We start from the raw sequence: 20,875 nt of genomic DNA on the forward strand, positions 1-20,875 counted from the left end.
GGAACACAGCCATGAAGTTCTCCCGGTTCTTTATCACGCGGCCGATCTTCGCCGCGGTGTTGTCGCTGCTGATCCTGATCGCCGGCGCCATCGCGCTGTTCCAGTTGCCGATCAGTGAATACCCCGAGGTGGTACCACCGACCGTCGTCATCCACGCCAACTACCCGGGTGCCAACCCCAAGGTGATTGGCGAAACCGTGGCCGCGCCACTCGAGCAAGCCATCACCGGCGTCGAGAACATGCTGTACATGTATTCGCAGTCCACCGCCGATGGCCGGCTCACCCTCACGGTGACCTTCGCCCTCGGCACTGACCTGGACAACGCCCAGGTGCAGGTACAGAACCGCGTCACGCGCACCGAGCCAAAACTTCCCGAAGAAGTGACGCGTATCGGTATCACCGTGGACAAGGCGTCGCCCGAGCTGACGATGGTGGTGCACCTGACCTCGCCGGACAAGCGCTACGACATGCTGTACCTGTCCAACTACGCGATCCTCAACGTCAAGGATGAGTTGTCGCGCCTGAACGGTATCGGTGACGTGAAGATGTTCGGTATCGGCGACTACTCGCTGCGTATCTGGCTCGATCCGAACAAGACCGCTTCACGCAACCTGACCGCGACCGACGTGGTCAACGCGGTCCGTGAACAGAACCGTCAGATCGCTGCCGGTCAACTGGGCGCACCGCCTGCGCCCAACGCCACCAGCTTCCAGATGTCGATCAACTCCCAGGGGCGGCTGGTCACCGAGGAGGAGTTCGAGAACGTGATTGTCCGCAGTGGTCCGGACGGCGAAATCACTCGCCTCAAGGACATTGCGCGGATTGAACTCGGTTCCAACCAGTATGCCCTGCGCGCCTTGCTCAATAACCAGGAAGCGGTGGCGATGCCGATCTTCCAGCGCCCGGGTTCCAATGCGATCGACGTTTCCGATCAGGTGCGGGCGAAGATGGCCGAGCTGAAGAAGAACTTCCCGGAGGGCATGGACTACGAGATCGTCTACGACCCGACCATCTTCGTGCGCAGTTCGATCGAGGCGGTGGTTCACACGCTGTTCGAAGCGCTGATTCTGGTGGTACTGGTGGTGATCCTGTTCCTGCAAACCTGGCGCGCCTCGATCATTCCACTGGTCGCCGTACCGGTGTCGTTGATCGGCACCTTTGCCGTGATGCACCTGTTCGGTTTCTCGCTCAATGCCCTGTCGCTGTTTGGCCTGGTGCTGGCGATCGGGATCGTGGTCGATGATGCAATCGTGGTGGTGGAGAACGTCGAGCGCAACATCGAGTTGGGCCTCGAGCCGATCGAGGCAACCAAGAAAGCCATGGGCGAGGTGACCGGCCCGATCATCGCCACGGCGTTGGTGTTGTGCGCGGTGTTCGTCCCTGCAGCCTTTATCTCCGGATTGACGGGCCAGTTCTACAAGCAATTCGCCCTGACCATTGCCATCTCGACGGTGATCTCGGCGTTCAACTCCTTGACCCTGTCGCCGGCGTTGGCCGCGGTATTGCTCAAGGCCCACGGCGCGCCGAAAGACCGTTTCTCCAAAGTGCTGGATCGTCTGTTCGGTGGCTGGCTGTTCAAACCCTTCAACCGCGTATTCGAAAAGGCCAGCCACGGCTATGTGGTTGCCGTCGCCAAGGTCATTCGTGGCAGCAGCGTGGCCTTGCTGGTGTATGCCGGGCTGATCGCCATGACCTACATGGGCTTCAGCACCACGCCGACCGGTTTCGTGCCGACCCAGGATAAAAAGTACCTGGTGACCTTTGCGCAACTGCCGGACGCCGCCAGCCTTGATCGTTCGGAATCGGTGATCCGCCGCATGAGCAGCATCGCCATGAACGAGCCAGGCTTCGACAGCGCGGTGGCGTTCCCCGGTCTGTCGATCAATGGTTTCACCAACAGTCCGAACGCCGGTATCGCCTTCATCGGCTTGCGGCCCTTCGATGAACGCAAAGACCCGAGTCTGTCGGCAAAGGCGATTTCCGCTTCACTGAACGCCAAGTTCGGCAGCATTCAGGACGCCTACATCGCCGTGTTCCCGCCACCGCCCGTTCAAGGCCTGGGCACCATCGGTGGTTTCAAACTGCAGATCGAGGATCGCGGCAACCTGGGCTATGAAGCCCTGTACAAAGAAACCATGAACGTCATTGCCAAGAGCCGCAGCGTTCCGGAACTGGCCAATCTGTTCACCAGCTTCACGGTGAACGTGCCGCAGGTCGATGCCGCGATCGACCGGGAAAAAGCCAAGACCCACGGCGTCGCCGTCAGCGATATCTTCGACACGTTGCAGGTGTACCTGGGCTCGCTGTATGCCAACGACTTCAACCGTTTCGGCCGCACCTATCAGGTCAACGTCCAGGCTGACCAGCAATTTCGCCTGGAACCGGAGCAGATCGGCCAGTTGAAGGTGCGCAACGACCATGGGGAAATGATCCCGCTCGCCACGTTCATCAAGGTCAGCCCGACGTCGGGGCCTGATCGGGTCATGCACTACAACGGCTTCATCAGTGCGGAAATCAACGGCGCGGCGGCTCCCGGCTTCAGCTCCGGCCAGGCCCAGAAAGCCATCGAGAAACTGCTCAAGGAAGAATTGCCCAACGGCATGACCTACGAGTGGACCGACCTGACCTACCAGCAGATTTTGTCCGGCGACACCGCTTTGCTGGTGTTCCCGCTCTGCGTCCTGCTGGCGTTCCTGGTGTTGGCGGCACTGTATGAAAGCTGGAGCCTGCCGCTGGCGGTGATCCTGATCGTGCCGATGACCCTGTTGTCGGCAATTGTCGGGGTGATCATTTCCAAAGGCGACAACAACATCTTCACCCAGATCGGCCTGATCGTGCTGGTGGGCCTGGCCTGCAAGAACGCGATCCTGATCGTCGAGTTCGCCAAGGACCGGCAGGACCAGGGCCTGTCGCCGCTGGACGCTGTGCTCGACGCCTGCCGCATGCGTCTGCGGCCGATCCTGATGACCTCGATCGCTTTCATCATGGGCGTGATTCCGCTGGTGACTTCCAGCGGTGCCGGTTCGGAAATGCGCCGGGCCATGGGTGTCGCGGTGTTCTCCGGAATGCTCGGGGTGACCTTCTTCGGCTTGCTGCTGACGCCGGTGTTCTTCGTCCTGATTCGTCGCTACATCGAACGTAAAACCGCGCGCAAGGCGGCCCGGGTTCACTCGCTCAACGTTATTGATCCGGAGGCACACTGATGAACGCTTTCAAACTCTTCCTTCCCAGCCTCCTGGTCGCGGCATTGGCCGCCTGCACCGTAGGGCCGGATTACAAAACCCCGGACACAGCGCCTGCCCATGTCGTCTCGGCGAAAGGGGCCAATTACGATCGGTCGCGCTTTGAAACGGTGTGGTGGCAGCAGTTCGATGACCCCACGCTGAATCAGCTGGTCGGCAAGGCGCTCAACGGCAACCGCGATCTGCGTGTGGCCTTCGCCCGCTGGAAAGCCGCCCGGGCCATCCGCGATGACATCAGCAATGACAACCTGCCGGTGGTCACCAGCCGGGTCAGCAGCCAGCAGGGCAAGGCACAGGTGCCGGGACAGAGCGTGAATCGGGTCAATACCGAACGCTACGATCTGGGCCTGGACATGGCCTGGGAGATCGACCTGTTCGGGCGCATCCAGCGTGAACTGGAATCCAGCGATGCCCGGGAAGATGCCACGGCGGCGGACCTGTACCAACTGCGGGTGACCATGATCGCCGAGTTGGTGGATGCCTATGGTCAACTGCGTGGTGCGCAACTGCGGGAAAAAATCGCCCTGGCCAACCTCAAGAACCAAAGCGAGTCGCGCGCCGTGACGGTGAGCCTGCGTGACGCTGGCGTGGGTAACGAACTCGACGTGGTGCGTGCCGATGCCCGGTTGGCGGCGGTCGAGGCAACCGTGCCGCAACTGCAAGCAGAACAAGTACGCGACAAAAACCGCATCGCCACACTGCTGGGCGAACGCCCGGACAGGCTGAGCATCGACTTGAGTCCAAAGGACTTGCCGGCCATCGCCAAGGCGCTGCCGATTGGCGATCCTGGCGAGCTGTTGCACCGGCGCCCGGACGTGCTCGCGGCGGAGCGCCGGTTGGCGGCTTCAACCGCCGATGTCGGCGTGGCCACCGCCGACCTGTTTCCACGGGTGAGCTTGAGTGGGTTCCTCGGGTTCATAGCGGGGCGTGGTTCGCAAATCGGTTCCAGTGCCGCCCGCGCCTGGAGCCTGGGTCCGAGCATCACCTGGGCTGCGTTTGACCTGGGCAGCGTGCGGGCGCGTATTCGTGGAGCAGATGCCGACGCCGAGGGAGCATTGGCGACTTATGAGCAACAGGTGTTGCTGGCTCTGGAAGAGTCGGAAAACGCCTTCAGCGACTATGGCAAACGCCAGCAACGCTTGCTGTCGCTGATCAGGCAAAGCGAGTCGAGTCGCGCAGCGGCCGATCTTGCGGCGACGCAATACAAGGAAGGGGTGGTGGACTACCTGGTGTTGCTGGACGCACAGCGTGAGCGGCTGAACGCCGAAGATGCCCAGGCGCTGGGTGAAACTGAGCAGTACCGCGCCATTGTTGCGATCTACAAATCCTTGGGTGGTGGTTGGGACAGCGGTGAAACGAAGCTGGCGAAAAACGACGGATGACCCGTTGTTGTAGGAGCGAGCCTGCTCGCGATGGACTCAAGAGCGCCGCGTTTAGTCAGGACACACGCGTTATCGTTGACGACCATCGCGAGCAGGCTCGCTCCTACAGTTAATGACCGTCCACAAAGCGCGGCAGCCCTAACGGATTGCCCTCGCGCAGCGGCTCTGGCAGCAAGGCATCGGTAAAACCCTGGTAGAGGCCACCGGGCGCAGGAAGCGCTCGATAGTGGGCTGGTGGAGTTCGAATTCCTATTCACAAGTTGGCTTCTAAAAGACAGCTCTGCAGCGGCTTTCGAGAGAGCAGTCATTCTCGCGTCATCATCACCGCGAGTGTCAGAGTGTCATCTTGATGAACGCCTCGTTGCGGTTGATCGCCTCCAAGGCGCCGCGTACGTTGTCGGCGACATCGGCCGAGCCGCGCTGCTCGACCCAGTTGGAGAGCTCCATGATGGCCGCTTCGAGGGCGAGTTGGTTTTCGTTGAGCTTGAATAGTAGGGAAGGGAGCAGGTCGGCGTTTGACATCGCGAATTCTCCATGGAGATTTCAGCGTAGCATCGAGAAATTGGGCACGAGGGGATTGTGTTCAGTCGGCAGAACGCCGGAGGAAAAAACCCCGAGCTGCAGCTGGGGAGCAGTTCGGGGCAAGTCATGAATGTGTCAGTGAGGAGGGTCCACTCCCTTTTGAAACAATGCTTCCAGTTGCTCAATCTCGGAATCCGAGATCAGTCGTCATGCTTGTGTTTATGTTTGTTCTTGTACTTGTTTTTATGCTTGTGGTCGTAGTGGCCGTTGTCGTTGTCGTTGTCGTTGGCCACATTGTTGCCGATAGCACCACCTGCTGCGCCGCCCAGTCCAGCCCCGATCAGGCCACCGGTGGAACCACCAACACTGTTGCCGATTACCTGGCCACCCGCTGCACCGAGCCCCCCGCCAATGGCTGATTCGGTCTTGTTGCCACTCTTCGCGGCCATTGCGCCCCCAGCTGCGCCACCTACGCCGGCTCCGATCGCAGCGCCAGTGCTACCTCCCATAGCCTGACCGACCGCGCTTCCAAGGGCGCCACCGACACCGCCACCGATAGCGGTGTTGGTGGCTTCGCCGGCGAGGGAGTACTGCGATACAAGAAGGCTTAATGCAACGACTGTGAATGATTTACGCATCAGACAAACCTTTAGAAATACACAATAAAAGAAAAGTTTGTTGGTACGAATCAGTCAGGTCAACAGATATTCGACGGTGCATGAATTAGGATCAACCAATCTGTGATTAGCACAACCGCTTGTTGATCAATTATGACCTGTGGGCACTCCCCCCGTTCAAGGTTGCGGGTCTGGCACGGGGAGAGAAGGTCAATCAAAAAACGGGGAGATTGGTGGTCAACAGATCGCCGGGGGGGAATGTCAGGCTGGCATAACGTTGTCATTGCACAGCCAAACCGAGCCATACAAAACCCAAAGAGGAATTTTTGAGGGCCTGAAAACCGCAGCCTGCGCGGCCCTCAGGGTTGCCCTTCAAGATGATGAACCAGGATCGCTTCGATCTGGCGTAGTCAAAAAGCCTGAACTTGCCGCGACCTGAGTGGGATCGGGTCGCGGTCACTTCATCTTCGCCATTGACCACTATGCCGGTGCTCATGATGGCGTACCCGCCGATACGGGTTTGTATCCGCAGGTATCCGCAACGCCCGCCGTTACCCGGGCATACAAAACCGGCGTTTCCCGACACTCGGGCGATACACGGCGGCCTCCAAATGGAACCACCGGCATCGCGCCACTTTCGGCGCGGCCTGGCGTGGTTCAACTGGAGGAAAGACAATGTTGCGTACCCACACCCGTCACACCATTGGCAAGCTTGGCCTCATCCTGGCCGCCGCAGGGCTCACCACTGTAGCGAGCCTTGCTCAAGCCCAGGAAACACAACCGGCCCCGGCGATGAAAAGCTGGCAGCAGGGCCTGCATCGCACGGACCTGGTACGTGAAGACCTGGGCGCCGCCGATCGTGAAGTCCTTCAAGTGCTCGTGGACTTCGATCCGGGCGTGACTTCGCCCAAGCACTCTCACCCCGGTGTCGAGGTGGCGCACGTGATCAGCGGCACCTTTGAATATCAACTGGAAGGGCGGGCACCGGTGACGCTCAAGGCCGGTGATTCGTTGTACATCCCCGAAGGTGTCGCCCATGTGGCGAAGAATGTGGGTCAGGGCAAGGCCTCGGAACTGGCGACCTACATCGTGAAGAAAGGCGAATCGCTGCTGATCCTGAGGGAGTAGGCGAGGGCCGCCGAGTCATTGCCGACTGCAAATCTCCCACACACAACCGCGCAACCAGCGATGCGCCGGGTCGGCGTCCATGCGCGGGTGCCACAGCATCGAAACCGTGATCGGCGGCGTGAGGAACGGCAGGGCAAAGCAGTGCATCCCCTGGCACAGGTTGCCGACGTGTCGCTCCGGTACACTGGCCACCAGGTCTGAAGCCCGCGCCAATGCAAGCGCGGCAGAGAATCCGGCGACGATGGTGATGATGTCCCGCGTCAGCCCCAGCTCATTCAAGGCGTCGTCCATGACGCCTTTATCGTGGCCCCGACGTGAGACCAGAATGTGCCGGGCGGCGGCATAACGCTCAGGTGTCATTTCACCTTGAGTCAGTGGATGCCCCTCACGCACGATACCAATGAACCTATCGCGAAACAGCATCCGGGTCCGCACTTCCGGGCTGGTGGTTTCGCCGATCACGCCGGTTTCCAGATCCACCGAGCCGTCGCGCAGCAGGGTGCTGTCCTTGTTCAGCTTCTGCACGAAATTCAAGCGGACACCGGGCGCTTCTTCGTTGATGCGGGCGATGAGTTGCGGTCCGAAATTTTCCACGAAGCCGTCGCTGGTGCGCAGGGTGAAGGTACGGGTCAGTTGATTCAGGTCGAGTGCCTCGGCAGGGCGCAGGACGGCTTCGGCGTCCTGCACGAGCACGCCGACGCGGTCACGCAACTCCAGCGCCCGAGGCGTGGGAACCAGTCCGCGCCCGGCCCGCACCAGCAGCGGATCGCCCGTGGTTTCGCGCAATCGCGCCAGCGCCCGGCTCATGGCTGACGGGCTCAGGCGCAAACGCTGCGCGGCGCGGGCCACGCTGCCTTCCTCCAGCAACACGTTCAGGGTGATCAACAGATTCAGATCGGGCATCGACTCAATTCCTGTGGGAGCAGATATGTGGCGTCCGGTGCACGTACAAAGTGCAAATGCTGCGTCTTCCGCCATGTTATGGCTGGGCTTAGGCTCGGGACAACCTATTTGCGGAGTCGCGAGAAAATGAAGTCCATATCGATTCGGGGAGCCTTGGCCAGCCTGTCGTTATCCATGCTGCTGTCGTCCCTGGGCACCAGCATTGCCAACGTTGGATTGCCGACACTGGCCGAGGCGTTCTCGGCCTCCTTTCAGCAAGTGCAATGGGTGGTCCTCGCTTATCTGCTGGCGATCACGGCGCTGATCGTCAGTGTCGGAAGACTTGGCGACATCATTGGTCGCCGACGTTTGTTGTTGATCGGGATTTGTGTGTTTACCGTCGCTTCGATCCTGTGCGCGCTGGCCCCTCATCTCTGGTTATTGATTGCCGCTCGGGCGCTGCAGGGCGTCGGTGCGGCCATCATGATGGCGCTGACCATGGCGCTAGTGGGCGGGGCCGTTCCCAAGGAAAAAATGGGCAGTGCGATGGGCGTGCTCGGCACGATGTCGGCGATTGGCACCTCGCTCGGCCCGACCCTTGGAGGTTTTTTGATTGCCAATCCGGGGTGGCAGGCAATTTTTCTGATCAATGTGCCGCTGGGTGTTTTGGCGATTGGGCTCGCGCTCTACTTTTTGCCCAGCGATCGCAGTGAGAAGAGGGCGGATCGAGCGGGCTTCGATGTGCCCGGCACGCTGGTGCTGGTTCTGACGCTGCTGGCTTATTCACTGGCGATGACCATTGGGCGTGGCACCCTGGGGCCGCTGAACATGACGCTGTTGCTGGTGACAGTTTTTGGGCTGTGTGTGTTTGTATTCGTCGAGCACACAACCGAGTCGCCTCTGGTTCGATTGACGATGTTCCGTAACTGGCAGATGAGCGCAGGATTCGTCATGAGCATGCTGGTAACCAGCGTAGTCATGGCGAGCATGGTGGTAGGGCCGTTTTATCTCACTGGCGCACTGGCGTTGAATGCTGCGAGCGTTGGGCTGGCGATGTCGACGGGGCCGCTGGTGGCTGCGCTGGCAGGCGTACCGGCGGGCCGATGGGTCGATCGTTTGGGCACGTATCGAGCCAGTACGATTGGATTGATCGCCATGTTTACCGGCGCTTGCATCCTGCCGGCCTTGCCGATGGCGTTCGGTGTGCCCGGCTACATCCTGCCGCTGGCTGTCATTACCGGCGGTTATGCGCTGTTCCAGGCGGCGAACAATACCGCCGTCATGCTGGAAATAGAGGCGCAGCAGCGTGGGGTGGTTTCCGGTTTGCTCGGGTTGTCACGCAATCTCGGGCTGATCACCGGCGCCTCGGTCATGGGCGCTGTGTTCGCCTTAGGCACGGCCAGCCACGATATTTTGCAGGCGCAACCTGAGGCCATCGCTCAGGGGATGCGGTTGACGTTTGCGGTTGCTGCGGGGCTGATTCTCGTGGCTCTGGTGCTGGGAGCAGTCAGCAAAATAGTTTCACGTCGCTTAATTGCGCCGTGCTGAAAAACGGCGCGACTGTCGTGAAAACGACCTGTTTACGCTGAACGCGAAGCCTTGCGAGTTTTCTATTGAACGAGTGTTCAGTCTGGACTATGTTGGGGGCCACCTTCCCCCGGCTGGTTGCGGGCTTGCGTTTCTTCAATTCGAACGAGGCACTGGCATGCGGTTTTCACCCTTTGTTGAACGGATCAGTGGCCAAGGCGTTGCCGCCTGGGATATCCACTACGCGGCCAGCGCGGCGCAGCGCAAAGGCGAGGACGTGATCATCCTCAGCGTCGGCGACCCGGATTTCCCCACCCCCGATTTCATTACCGATGCCGCCATCCACGCCTTGCGTGAAGGGGATACCCACTACACCGAAATCGCCGGCCGCCAGGCCCTGCGCGAGGCCATTGCCGGCCGCTACAGCCAACTGATCGATCGTGAACTGCAGGCGTCCAACGTCATTCTCACGGCCGGTGCGCAGAACGCCTTGTTCGCCACCTCGATGTGCCTGCTCGGTGCCGGCGACGAAGTGATTGCCTTCGATCCGATGTACGTGACCTACGAAGCCACGCTCAAGGCCTCCGGCGCCACGCTGGTGCGGGTGCCCTGTGCCGCGGACTCGGGTTTCCGCCTCGATGCCGCCGTGTTGGCCAAGGCCATTACCCCGCGCACCCGGGCGATTTTCTTCTCCAATCCGAACAACCCCACCGGCGTGGTGCTGGGCCGCGAAGAGCTGCAAGCCATCGCCGACCTCGCCATCGCCCATGACCTGTGGGTGGTGGTGGACGAGGTCTACGAGAGCCTCGCCTACGAGCGTGAACACCTGAGTCTGGTGGCGTTGCCGGGCATGGCCGAGCGCTGCGTGGTGATCGGCAGCCTGTCCAAATCCCATGCCATGACCGGTTGGCGCATCGGCTGGGTCGTGGCCAATGAAGCCTTGGTCAATCATGTCGAAACCTTGGTGCTGAGCATGCTGTACGGCTTGCCCGGTTTCGTCATGGAAGCGGCGCTCAAGGCCGTGCAGTCCCACGCTGAAGTCACCCACGGCATGCGCGAGATCTATCGTCGGCGCCGCGATCTGGTGGTGTCCGGCCTGGCGGATTGCCCGGGCATCAGCGTGCTCAACCCCGATGCCGGCATGTTCGTGCTGGTGGACGTGCGCGGCACCGGCCTGACCTCGCTGGAATTCGCCTGGCGCCTGCTGCGCGAGGCCGGTGTCTCGGTGCTGGATGCGGCGGCATTCGGTGAGCCGGCCCAGGGTTTTGTACGGCTGTCGTTCACCCTGAGTGACGAGCGCCTGGCCCAGGCCTGTCAGCGTATTCGCGATTTCGTCGGGGTGCTCATGGGCGAAGCGCCGAGGCCGGTGATCGGCACGGTGACCAGTACCGCGACGGTCGAAGCGGTTGCGGCCAAGACCATGATCGAGGTCGATGGCCTGCACAAACGCTTCGGCAATATCGAAGTGCTCAAGGGCGTTTCCCTGACTGCCCGTGAGGGCGAAGTGATCTCCCTGATCGGTGCCAGCGGCTCGGGCAAAAGCACCTTGCTGCGCTGCATCAACATGCTCGAAGTACCGGACCAGGGACGCATTCTGGTCGATGGCGAAAGCATTCACCTTAACCAGAATCGCCCAGGCGCTCCGCTGGTGTCGGACGCCAAACAACTGGTGCGCATCCGTTCCAGCCTGGGCATGGTGTTCCAGAACTTCAACCTCTGGCCCCATCGCACGGTGCTGGAAAACCTCATCGAAGCGCCGACCCAGGTCCTGCGTGAAAGCCGTGCGGAGGCCACTGAACGGGCCGAAGCGCTGCTAGAGCGCGTCGGGCTTGCGGCCAAGCGCAACGAGTACCCGGCGTTTCTCTCCGGGGGGCAGCAACAACGGGTGGCCATCGCCCGGGCCCTGGCCATGCGGCCCAAGGTCATGCTGTTCGATGAACCCACCTCGGCACTCGACCCGGAACTGGTCGGGGAAGTGCTGCGGGTGATCCGCTCCCTCGCCGAAGAAGGCCGGACCATGATCCTGGTGACCCATGAAATGGCCTTTGCACGCGATGTCTCTTCCAAGGTCGCCTTCCTGCATCAAGGGCTGATCGAGGAAACCGGTTCGCCGGACGAAGTGTTCGTACACCCACGCAGCGAGCGTTGCCGGCAATTCGTCAACGCTCATCAGACTCGCTAACTCATCATAAAAAGACGGGAAAACAACATGGGAAATCGACGTTTTGCAAACTGGTTGACCGGTGCGGCCTGCGTATTGCTGGCCGGCATGAGTGCCGCCCAAGCGCAACCGATCAGGTTCGCAGTGGCAGCGGAACCCTATCCGCCGTACACCGAAAAGCAGGCCAACGGTGAGTGGAAGGGCTTCGAAGTCGACCTGATCCACAAGCTGTGCAGCGAAATGAAAGCCGATTGCGAGATCAAGGAAGTGGCGTGGGACGGCATCATTCCATCGCTGCTGGCGAAGAAGATCGACGTGATCTTTTCCTCGATGTCGGTGACCGAAGAACGGGAAAAGCAGATCGCCTTCAGCAAGGCCTACTACGACTCGGCGATTGCCGTCGTCGGCCCGAAAGAGGCGTCGGTGAAGAAGTATCCGGATGACCTCAAGGGCAAGATCATCGGCGTGCAGAACTCGACCGTGAGCGCCAGTTACCTGAAGACCTACTACGAAAAAATCGCCGACGTTAAGTACTACGACACCCAGGACTCGGCCAACGCCGACCTGATTGCCGGCCGCATCGACCTGATGATGGCCGACGGCACCGCCATGGCCGCCTTCGTCAAAACCCCGGATGCCAAGGACCTGGCCTACCTCGGCACCGTGCCCTATGACCCGATCTTCGGCAAAGGCGTGGGGGCCGGCCTGCGCAAGGACGACACCGAACTCAAGGCCAGGCTCGACAAGGCCATCCAGGAATTGCTGGCGAGCAAGGACTATGACGAGCTGTCCCGGAGCTACTTCGGCACCAGTGTGAAGCCTGCGTTCTGACCATCAGACCGAAACGCAAATCCTGAGAAGGCGCAGATCCCTGTGGGAGCGAGCTTGCTCGCGATGAGGGCGTGACAGTCAACATCCAAGGTGACTGAACCACCGCTATCGCGAGCAAGCTCGCTCCCACAGGATCCGGGGGAGACTGAAATGCCGGCAATGTTCGATCTGATCAATTTCACCGAGCAGGGATGGGGCAGTGCGCTGTTGAAGGGGCTCTGGATGACCCTGCAGATTTCCGCCGGGGCCTTTGTGCTCGGGCTGGCCATCGGGCTGGTGGTGGCGTGCCTCAAGCTTGGCGCGCCGAAGCCGATTGCAGCGCTGATGCGCGGCTACACCACGCTGTTCCGGGCGGTTCCGGAATTGCTGCTGATTCTGTTGCTGTACTACGTCGGCTCCATGCTCCTCAACTCGCTGATGACCCAACTCGGCTACGGCGTGGTCGATGTCAGCGGTCCGCTGGCGGCCATCGTCGTGCTTGGCCTGGTGCAGGGCGCCTACGCCTCGGAGATTTTCCGCGCGGCGATCCAGGCGATTCCCTTCGGCCAGATCGAAGCGGCCAAGGCGTTCGGCCTCAACGGTTTCGGGCTGTTCCGCCGGGTCACGCTGCCGATCATGGCGCCTTTCGCCATGGCCGGGATGGCCAACCTGTGGATCAACCTGATCAAGGACAGTGCGCTGATCAGCGTGGTCGGCACCAACGAGCTGCTGTACACCGCCAAGCAAGGCGCGGGGTCGACGCGCCACTATCTGTTGTTCTACCTCACGGCTGCCGCGCTGTACTACGCGGTGACGTTGGCGTCGAACTATGTGTCGGGTCGGCTTGAGCGACGTATTCGTCGCTGGATGCCTCTTGTTGACTGAACCGGCAGAGAGAATGAAATGATTCCAGCGTGGATAGTTGAGTACGCGGCACTGTTGGGTCGGGGGCTGCAAACCACCCTCGCGATTCTGTTGATCGCCAGTGTGTTCGGATTTGTCCTGGCGGTCCTGGTGGCGCTGGCGCGGATCTCGAAAAACAAGGTGATCGCCAAGGTCAGCCTGTTTTACACCAGCGTGACGCGCGGTACGCCGTTGCTGATCCAGATCTACATTTTCTACTACGGCCTGGGCAGCCTGTTTGCCCAGTTCCCGCTGATTCGCGGCAGTTTCCTCTGGCCGTACCTGCGCGATGGTTACTGGTACATCGTGTTCGCCCTGGTGGTGTCGGTGGGGGCCTATGTCGGCGAAGTGATTCGCGGTGGCCTGCTGGCGGTGCCCAAGGGTGAAATGGAAGCGGCTTCGGCGTTTGGCATGACCGCGCGCCAGTCCTTGCTACGGGTGCGTTTGCCCCGGGCGATGCGCCTGTTGCTGCCGACCCTGGCCGGGGAAACCGTGATGCTGCTCAAGTCCACGGCATTGGCCTCGACCATCGCCGTGATCGATCTGCTCGGCGCCGCCAACGTGGTCCGCGCACAGACCCTGCAGGTGTACGAACCCTTGTTGCTGGTGGCCGGGGTGTATGTCTGCCTGACGTTCCTGATCGAAGCGCTGTTTGCCTTTGCCGAGCGGCGCGGAACGCCGGTGCGCAAGTCGGCCTGATGAGTTCGACAAGGGTTGACCGCCGTCAGTGGCACCCTGGCGATGATCTTCGGCCGGCATCCGTCACAGGGCGTCGTCGGTGCTGAATGCTCCGTGACGCAGCCCCTTTATCCAGCAACGGCAGATATGCAGTCCGTTGGCGGCGCTGAAGGTCTCGGGGTTCAGGCACCACTCGAGCCAGAGACCGTCGAGCATCGCCGATAAGCCGATGGCGGCCAGGCGCGTGTCGTGAATCACGAAGCCTTCGCTGGCGGCCAGCCCGTCGAGCAACTGGCGGATCAGGTCGAGGTAGGCGCGGTAGCTTTTTTCGTGGGACTGGCTGACGTGTTCGGAGTGACGGATCAGGCTCCAGAACACCACCCACACGCCGAGCAGTTGCGGGTCCATGACCCTGGGCGAGAACGAGCCTTCCAGGAAGGCATCGATCTTTTGCGCGGGTGTCTGGGCCTGTTCGATTTCCTGGAGCAGGGCCGTGGTCAGTTCGCTCGCGAGCCGCTGGTAGGTGTCGGCGATCAGTGCCTCGATGCTGCCGAAGTGATGGTTGAGCAGCCCCACGGAGACTCCGGCCTCGGTGGCGATGCGTCGCACGGATATCCCGGCGTGACCGTCGCGGCCCAGGCAGCGCAGGGTAGCGGCCACCAGCATTTCGCGACGGTCCTCGGGTTCGGCGCGGCGGTTTTTCGGGGCGTCGGTTGTCACAAGGCTGTCCTTGGGTGAGGTTTCACGATGCCGAGCTTAGTTGAACGTCTGTTCAATCACCAGCCTCGGCAGCAGCGATGCAACGTTTTTCAAGGTTCATGACGGGAGGGAAAGCCAATGCCGCAGGATATTTCGTTCAGTGTTCGCAACAACAACGGTGAGGCCGTGCGGGTCGGTGCCTGGCGCTATGCAGGCGACGGCAGCGGGCCAAACGTGCACCTGCAAGCCGGTGTACATGCCGATGAAATCGCCGGGATGCTGGTGCTGCACCTGCTGATGCAACGACTGCAAACCGCCGAGACTCAAGGCCGGCTCAAGGGCAACCTGACCGTGGTGCCGCAGGCCAATCCGCTGGGCATCGGGCAGTTTCGCCAGGGGCGGATTCTCGGCCGTTATCACGATGCGACCGGGCATAACTTCAATCGCGCGTTCGACCAGTCGGCGGCCATGGCGCGACCTTCGACCTGCGTTCAGCAATGGCAAAAGAAACTGGTGCAACTGGCCGCCCCGGCCGATGTGATGCTCGACCTGCATACCGATGACGAAGCCTTGCCCTATCTGTACGTGCACCGCAGTTTCTGGCCTCGTGGCCGCGAACTGGCGGCGGCAATGAAGATGGACGTGGCGATCATCTGGGATGACGGCGGCGATGGCTCCTTCGAGGAAACCATCATTGCCCCGTGGATACGCGACGGAGTCACTGAAGGGCGCATGGCCGCGACCCTGGAGCTGCGCGGGCAGGGCGATGTCTGCGACCGCTTTGCCGAGTCCGATGCCGAAGGGCTGTACAACTGGCTGTGCGGTTGCGGTGTCATCGATGAGTCAGTGGCGCCGTCGGACTGGCCCGTCGAAGCCGTGGAAATGGGCCACATGGAAACCATCATCGCCCCGCAACCCGGCGTGCTGATTTTCGAAAAAGAGCTGGGGGATTTCGTCGAGGAAGGCCAGCGCTTTGCACGGATTCTCGGGCGGCCGGGTGATCCGTCTTCCGAAGTGGTGCTGCATGCCGAACAGGCGGGGCGCCTGGTGACGCGCTATCGCGATCGCCTGATACCCCAAGGCATGGGTGTGGCGAAATTCACCGGCAGCCGGGTGTCGCGAAACTGGAGTGGCGGGTTGCTGGACCCCAATTGATACGAAGGTGATTCAACGCAGCGGCCGAAACGCCGTGCGCAGTTCCTCGGTAAAGAGCTCCGGCTGTTCCCACGCTGCGAAATGGCCGCCCTTGGCCGCCTGATGGAAGTAGATCAGGTTGCGATAGGCGCGTCGGGCCCAGCTCTCCGGCGGGAAATAGACATCATCAGGGAATACCGTGACGGCTACCGGCAGCGTGATGTCGCCGGTCTTTTGTGCCGCAGAAAAAAGCGGGCTGCGACCTTTGTTTTCCCAATACAGCCGACTCGCCGAGGCGCCGCTGTTCGTCAACCAGTACAAGGTGATGTCGTCCAGCACTTCATCCTTGCCTGGAGATTGCTGTGGGTCGGCGCCATACGTCCACTTGGCAAATCCCGGGTGACCGAGCATGAACGCCGCGAGAAATGCCGGAGAGTCCGTTACGCCGTAGCCGATCATTTGCGGCCGCGCGGCCATCATCGCGCTGTAGGCCAGGTTGCCCTGTTTAATGGATGCGGCCAGGGCGTCGTAGGTCGCGCGTTCCTGCTCGGAAAACCCCGCAGGCGCGGGACCGCCGGCAGCCAGTGCGGCGGTCGCCTCGGGCGGAACCGTCGCCGGCAGATTGAGGTGAATGCCCAGCAACCCAGGCACGGACTGGCGCGCCATGGCGCTGGTGATGGGACCGCCCCAATCACCACCCTGGGCGACGTAGCGGCTGTACCCGAGTCGCTGCATCAATTGCCCCCAGACCCGGGCCACATGGTCCGGGTCCCATCCGGGTTCTGTCGGTTTGCCGGAGAAGCCGTAGCCAGGAATCGACGGAATCACCACGTCGAATGCATCCGCGCTATTGCCCCCGTGAGCGGCCGGATCGGTGAGCGGGCCGACCACCTTGATGAACTCCAGTACCGAGCCTGGCCAACCGTGGGTCAGGATCATCGGTAAAGCATTCGGCTGCGGCGAGCGCACCCAGATGAAGTGGATAGAGACCCCATCGATAGTGGTCGTGTACTGGGGCAAGGCATTGACCTGCGCCTGGGCCTTGTGCCAGTCATAGTTCGTGCCCCAGTAGCGAACCAGCTCCTGCAGTTTCGCCAGCTGTGCACCTTGTGATCGATCGCCCACCGTCTCCTTGTCTGGCCAGCGTGTGGCCGCGAGGCGGTTACGCAGATCAGTGAGTTGTTGATCCTGGATATCGACGTGGAAGGGCACAATGGCGTCGGCGGCGGGGGCGGCGCTCACCAGGGGCGAGTTGCACAGTGCGAGGGCCATTAGCAGGACGACGAAAGCGGATTTCATCTTCATTTCCTCGCTGGGAGGTATGCCTTCGTCCTTGCCCGGAGCGCAGGGGTGAAGGTCAATGCTGCTCCAGAGACTGATCCCGTTCGACGGGGCACGCAAGCAGGTTTATGCGAAGGATTGCACCGGGACGACCACCGGCGGGAAAGGGTGAGTCGATACTGGCTCAGCTCTTTTTAACTGACTGCCCCAAATCCCTGTGGGAGCGAGCTTGCTCGCGATGGGCCGCGCAGCGGTCCCAAAAAATGCTAGCCGCACAGCCCAACGCGAACAACATCACTCGTCGCAGCAGGCGACTACTACTCAGGCGGATCAATTTGGTCCAGCACCCGAATCGCCGTGATCTCCGCCAACATCACACTGTTGGAAATCCCCAGCAGGGCATTGCGCGATCCGCCGTCCAGATGATCCACCAGTTGATGCACCATCACATCGACCGAGGCCAGTGTTTCGACCAGATAAACCACTAGGGTTTCGGTCGTGGCTTCGGGGTCAACGGTAAACAGGTGGCTGGGTCTGCGCGGTGTGGCTTTGATGTCGGCAGTCGAGGGGAAGTGGAAGGCGAGCGCGCGTTCGGCGGCCTCGTTGAGCGTTTTTGAGTCGGGTTCGTACGGGGATGTCGGATCGGTGTCTGGCGGGTTGGGGGTGACTTTGAACATATGCTTGCTTCTCTGATTGGGTGCCAACCCTCTTGCTGCTAAACGAGAAGGAGGCAGCTGTGCGCAGGTTAGCAGACCGGGGAAGCTAGCAAAGCCGGCGCGCCCGAAGGCGCCCTGCGCACAGCCGCCATCAAATACAGGCATGGGAATACCTGACTGACAGGAGCATGTACACCTTGCTTACAACCCCGGGCTGCTAAACCCGACCACTGATGGGCAGTGGCGCGGAAACGATAGAGACCAGGGGCAGGGCGCACAAGCCGGCGGATTCTGGCGTAACCGTAGGCAACGACGCAAGGTCTTGTAGTTCGCAGGAAATAACCTACAGCCTGTTTAAACAAACGTTTTCACGCGATGCAGGCGTACTGCGCGGACCTTGTTCTCAAGGCATGCTCAGGGTAATCAGGTAGTTTCCGGAGCGGATCGGCGAGCCGGCATCATCCACCAGCACATACTGCTGATCGAAATAGCGACCGTCCTGACCACTGTCAGCGAGCAGCTTGACGTGGGTACTGGATTGACCGACAGCGCTCACACTGGCGGTTGGCGTGATGGTGTTTGCCTCAACCCTCATCGTGCGACTCTGGGCAGAGCATTCGTAAAGTTCGAATGTGCCGTCCGTACCCACGCGTGACTGACAGCCCGGCTCCACAATGCTGCCTTGAAATCTGATGGTGCCCGGCGCCGCCTGGCACGCACCACTGAGTGCGAACAAAAGACCCAATCCCGCTGCTATACGTTTGCCGTTCATGTCTGACGCTCCTTGAGTGGTAAGGTCTAGGTCGTCAATGAAGGGTAGAAGCTTGAGGCTTTTGTTGTATCGCCGTGTATCAAGGCACGACATCTTCGTACAGCCATACAAAACCAGCTCCTCCAGGATACAGCCCGGATACACCACTGGGGCCAAATAGACCTGCCAAAGCGAGATGCACAACGCACCTCGCAACCAGGTTTATCAACCCTTGCGGTACGACCAATAGAGGTCCAGCCGCGCCATTGATCCGGAGTATCAACATGTCTCGTATCCAGTCGAACAAAACCCGTATTGGCCTGATCGCTGTTGCACTGGTCGGCGGTATCAACTTCGCGTCCTCGGCGTTTTCCGCTGAAGCCTTGCCTCAGGGCTATCAATTGGCTTCCGCGGAAAAGACCAGCGAAGGCAAGTGCGGTGCCGAAGCCAGCGCGCAAAAGACCCAGGCCGAGGGCAAGTGCGGTGAAGGCAAGTGCGGCGATGCGTCTTTCGCGCGCACCGATGCCGATCATGACGGCCGCGTGTCGCTCAAGGAGCTGCTGGCGGTAGCGCCCAAGGGCACTGAGGAATTCAAGGCGATGGACACCAACGGTGACGGTTTCCTGTCCGAAGGTGAGGTGTACAAGTTCCGCACCAACCAGTTCATCTCCAACGGCAAGAAAGTGCCGACCGAGCTGTTCACCAAGTTGAGCCAGGCTAAAGACTGATCAGCCGCAACGAAAAAACCCTTCCTGTACTGACGCGCAGGAAGGGTTTTTTGCGTGGGCAGTACTGGTTTGGTCGTCAGGCGTGAAATTGCACTGCACTTGACCACCGAATGCATCGGATTTAACCAGCAGGCTTTGTAACCATGACCGGTTGAATCCACAGCCAAAAGCGGCCCTACAGTTAATCCATGTCGCCTTTGGGCAAGCAACCCCTACCAAAAGCGGCCGGTGAAATAGGGCCGCTACTCTCTCCATAAATGGGGCATTACACCCACGAACGGGTGTTTGCCACCAAATTAGAGGGATATTCCCCACTCACTTTTCTCTCGTTTGAAACACTCAAAAATAGTTTATTAATTTACCTGGGCTTTTTCGCCCTGGTGTGATGGCTCATTAGTTGCACGCCCCCCGTGTACCCGCAATAGCTGTGTCCCAGACATCCTGGCGACGGTGGGTTTCGCCAGACTCGATATGTCGCGAGGGGTGAAAAATGAAACGCACGACATCACTACGCAGCTCCATCACCTTTCTGCACAGGACAAGCCTGCCCTGTGCGATGCTCCTTACCCTAACCACCATGGCAAGCGCCGTGCCGCTGGATGATTTCGGCCCGCCACCCCCGACGGACCCCTCGGCGTTCAGCAACCCGCCGGCCGACCTCGATGCTGCGGCGGCTGCCTTACGGGCCCTGCCACCCGCCAACCAGGGCGCCATCGCCCTGCCCAATGGCGTATTTGGTGACCGGAACACGCCACGGGCCGACAACGTGCTGCCGCCAGCCCTGCAGACATCCTTCAATATCCCCACCAATGGCAAGCCCAGCCCATTGTTCGGGGCTCAGCCGTACACGCAGCAACTGCTGCTGTTCGAAGAATTCGGCACGGAAAAACTCGATCCGGCACTGCCGGCCCCACCCCTGACCTTCCCGGTTCCGCTCGTCGGCCCGGCGCCCACGCAGGACCCGAACAACATCGCCCGCAGCGGCCCTTCGCCCACGGCGCTGGAAGCCTTCATGCGCCAGCCGGGGCTGTTCCCGTTTCCGTCGCAGTTTTCCAACGTGCTGGACCGCAACCCGTGGCAAGCGCAGATCGAAGCCTTCCTCAACCGCCATCCGGTCGGCTCGCCGGCCGAAGGCCGGCCGCCAGGAAAAGGCTGGTCGCACCAGCGCTGGAACGAGTTCTTCCCGCAGGTGGGCTTCAAAACCGTGCAAGCGGGCGCCCAGATCAACAGCGGCATGCGCGACCACCGACAGTTGCACAACTACGCCGTCGGTGAGTTCGGGCCTGGCGGGCTCTACAACCAGACTTCGAGCAACCCGGTCATTGCCGGCACCACCAAAGGCATCAATGTCCGTTTTCACCCCAACATGCCGATTCAGGACCACAAGGCGCTCTGGACCTTCGACGGCACCTTTCCGCCAAAACTGTTGATGGTGCGCTACGGTCAAGCCGCGCTGATGCGCCACTACAACGCCCTGCCGATCGATCCGTCGGCCAACATGGGCTTTGGCCTGCACACCATTACAACCCACGAACACAACGGCCACTCCCCGGCCGAAAGCGACGGCTTTGCCAATGCGTTTTTCTTTCCGGGGCAGTACTACGACTATCGCTGGCCGATCCAGCTGGCCGGTTACGACACCATCAACACCACCGCTCAGGATCCGCGCGCGGCGTTCCCCTGCGCCCCGGGCGAAACCCTGTTCGTCAACGATGCCACCCCGGGCCTCAAGACGTGCAACAACGGCAGCATCAAGATCCGCGGCGACTGGCAC

At 60.9% G+C, this 20,875-nt stretch carries 18 protein-coding genes and 1 pseudogene; 11 read left to right on the forward strand and 8 right to left on the reverse strand.

The window, feature by feature from the left end; all coding sequences use genetic code 11:
* The first annotated feature begins 11 nt into the window (after positions 1-11).
* Together AC1DRN_RS25355 and AC1DRN_RS25360 are read left to right on the forward strand one after the other, a co-directional pair.
* Complete coding sequence (locus AC1DRN_RS25355) at positions 12-3,203, forward strand: efflux RND transporter permease subunit (RefSeq protein ID WP_457266069.1); 3,192 nt, start codon at positions 12-14, stop codon at positions 3,201-3,203.
* Positions 3,203-4,624 carry an efflux transporter outer membrane subunit gene (locus AC1DRN_RS25360; RefSeq protein WP_223457378.1) on the forward strand — a complete coding sequence of 474 codons (1,422 nt, stop codon included), beginning with the start codon at positions 3,203-3,205 and terminating at the stop codon, positions 4,622-4,624. The genes AC1DRN_RS25355 and AC1DRN_RS25360 overlap by 1 nt, the downstream gene beginning before the upstream one ends.
* A gap of 333 nt (positions 4,625-4,957) precedes the next feature.
* On the opposite strand, the gene AC1DRN_RS25365 is transcribed toward AC1DRN_RS25360, so the two are convergent.
* From AC1DRN_RS25365 to AC1DRN_RS25375, 3 genes are all read right to left on the reverse strand, one after another.
* Positions 4,958-5,146 carry a hypothetical protein gene (locus AC1DRN_RS25365; protein WP_411740686.1) on the reverse strand — a complete coding sequence of 63 codons (189 nt, stop codon included), beginning with the start codon at positions 5,144-5,146 and terminating at the stop codon, positions 4,958-4,960.
* 200 nt (positions 5,147-5,346) lie between these two features.
* Positions 5,347-5,784 carry a glycine zipper domain-containing protein gene (locus tag AC1DRN_RS25370; RefSeq protein ID WP_457266068.1) on the reverse strand — a complete coding sequence of 146 codons (438 nt, stop codon included), beginning with the start codon at positions 5,782-5,784 and terminating at the stop codon, positions 5,347-5,349.
* Between the two features lie 259 nt (positions 5,785-6,043).
* A complete protein-coding gene (locus AC1DRN_RS25375) occupies positions 6,044-6,259 on the reverse strand; it encodes a hypothetical protein (protein ID WP_457266067.1) in 216 nt (71 codons plus the stop codon).
* A gap of 179 nt (positions 6,260-6,438) precedes the next feature.
* Here AC1DRN_RS25375 and AC1DRN_RS25380 point away from each other — a divergent pair, with 179 nt between their 5' ends.
* Positions 6,439-6,891, forward strand: a complete 453-nt coding sequence (locus AC1DRN_RS25380) for a cupin domain-containing protein (protein WP_457266066.1) — start codon at positions 6,439-6,441, stop codon at positions 6,889-6,891.
* Between the two features lie 15 nt (positions 6,892-6,906).
* On the opposite strand, the gene AC1DRN_RS25385 is transcribed toward AC1DRN_RS25380, so the two are convergent.
* A complete protein-coding gene (locus AC1DRN_RS25385) occupies positions 6,907-7,794 on the reverse strand; it encodes a LysR family transcriptional regulator (RefSeq protein ID WP_457266065.1) in 888 nt (295 codons plus the stop codon).
* 126 nt (positions 7,795-7,920) lie between these two features.
* On the opposite strand from AC1DRN_RS25385, the gene AC1DRN_RS25390 reads away from it, so the two are divergent.
* The 5 genes from AC1DRN_RS25390 (at position 7,921) to AC1DRN_RS25410 (ending at position 13,873) form a co-directional block, all read left to right on the forward strand.
* Positions 7,921-9,321: an MFS transporter gene (locus AC1DRN_RS25390; protein WP_457266080.1), complete on the forward strand. Its 1,401-nt coding sequence runs from the start codon at positions 7,921-7,923 to the stop codon at positions 9,319-9,321.
* Positions 9,322-9,478: 157 nt separating this feature from the next.
* The gene (locus tag AC1DRN_RS25395; protein WP_457266064.1) at positions 9,479-11,482 is read left to right on the forward strand and encodes an aminotransferase class I/II-fold pyridoxal phosphate-dependent enzyme; all 2,004 of its coding nucleotides are present in this window, start codon (positions 9,479-9,481) and stop codon (positions 11,480-11,482) included.
* 27 nt (positions 11,483-11,509) lie between these two features.
* Positions 11,510-12,292, forward strand: coding sequence for a transporter substrate-binding domain-containing protein (locus AC1DRN_RS25400; RefSeq protein WP_223457382.1), 783 nt, complete (start codon positions 11,510-11,512; stop codon positions 12,290-12,292).
* 150 nt (positions 12,293-12,442) lie between these two features.
* The gene (locus AC1DRN_RS25405) at positions 12,443-13,156 is read left to right on the forward strand and encodes an ABC transporter permease (protein ID WP_457266063.1); all 714 of its coding nucleotides are present in this window, start codon (positions 12,443-12,445) and stop codon (positions 13,154-13,156) included.
* An 18-nt stretch (positions 13,157-13,174) separates the two neighbouring features.
* Positions 13,175-13,873 (forward strand): ABC transporter permease, encoded by a 699-nt coding sequence (locus tag AC1DRN_RS25410; RefSeq protein WP_223457384.1) that lies wholly within the window; start codon positions 13,175-13,177, stop codon positions 13,871-13,873.
* Positions 13,874-13,936: 63 nt separating this feature from the next.
* Here the strand turns inward: AC1DRN_RS25410 and AC1DRN_RS25415 are convergent, their stop codons facing one another.
* Positions 13,937-14,572: a TetR/AcrR family transcriptional regulator gene (locus tag AC1DRN_RS25415; RefSeq protein WP_223457385.1), complete on the reverse strand. Its 636-nt coding sequence runs from the start codon at positions 14,570-14,572 to the stop codon at positions 13,937-13,939.
* Between the two features lie 117 nt (positions 14,573-14,689).
* On the opposite strand from AC1DRN_RS25415, the gene AC1DRN_RS25420 reads away from it, so the two are divergent.
* Positions 14,690-15,706: a M14 family zinc carboxypeptidase gene (locus AC1DRN_RS25420; protein WP_457266062.1), complete on the forward strand. Its 1,017-nt coding sequence runs from the start codon at positions 14,690-14,692 to the stop codon at positions 15,704-15,706.
* A gap of 12 nt (positions 15,707-15,718) precedes the next feature.
* Here the strand turns inward: AC1DRN_RS25420 and AC1DRN_RS25425 are convergent, their stop codons facing one another.
* From AC1DRN_RS25425 to AC1DRN_RS25435, 3 genes are all read right to left on the reverse strand, one after another.
* Positions 15,719-16,984: an epoxide hydrolase family protein gene (locus tag AC1DRN_RS25425; RefSeq protein WP_223457387.1), complete on the reverse strand. Its 1,266-nt coding sequence runs from the start codon at positions 16,982-16,984 to the stop codon at positions 15,719-15,721.
* Between the two features lie 299 nt (positions 16,985-17,283).
* Positions 17,284-17,643: a DUF6124 family protein gene (locus AC1DRN_RS25430; RefSeq protein WP_223457388.1), complete on the reverse strand. Its 360-nt coding sequence runs from the start codon at positions 17,641-17,643 to the stop codon at positions 17,284-17,286.
* Positions 17,644-18,025: 382 nt separating this feature from the next.
* Positions 18,026-18,394 carry a type 1 fimbrial protein gene (locus AC1DRN_RS25435; RefSeq protein WP_223457389.1) on the reverse strand — a complete coding sequence of 123 codons (369 nt, stop codon included), beginning with the start codon at positions 18,392-18,394 and terminating at the stop codon, positions 18,026-18,028.
* A gap of 263 nt (positions 18,395-18,657) precedes the next feature.
* Here AC1DRN_RS25435 and AC1DRN_RS25440 point away from each other — a divergent pair, with 263 nt between their 5' ends.
* Together AC1DRN_RS25440 and AC1DRN_RS25445 are read left to right on the forward strand one after the other, a co-directional pair.
* Positions 18,658-19,101, forward strand: coding sequence for an HvfA family oxazolone/thioamide-modified RiPP metallophore (locus tag AC1DRN_RS25440; RefSeq protein ID WP_457266061.1), 444 nt, complete (start codon positions 18,658-18,660; stop codon positions 19,099-19,101).
* A 556-nt stretch (positions 19,102-19,657) separates the two neighbouring features.
* A pseudogene (locus AC1DRN_RS25445) lies at positions 19,658-20,875 on the forward strand (copper oxidase); the annotation flags it as partial.

The organism is Pseudomonas sp. P5_B3 (genome assembly GCF_056400405.1).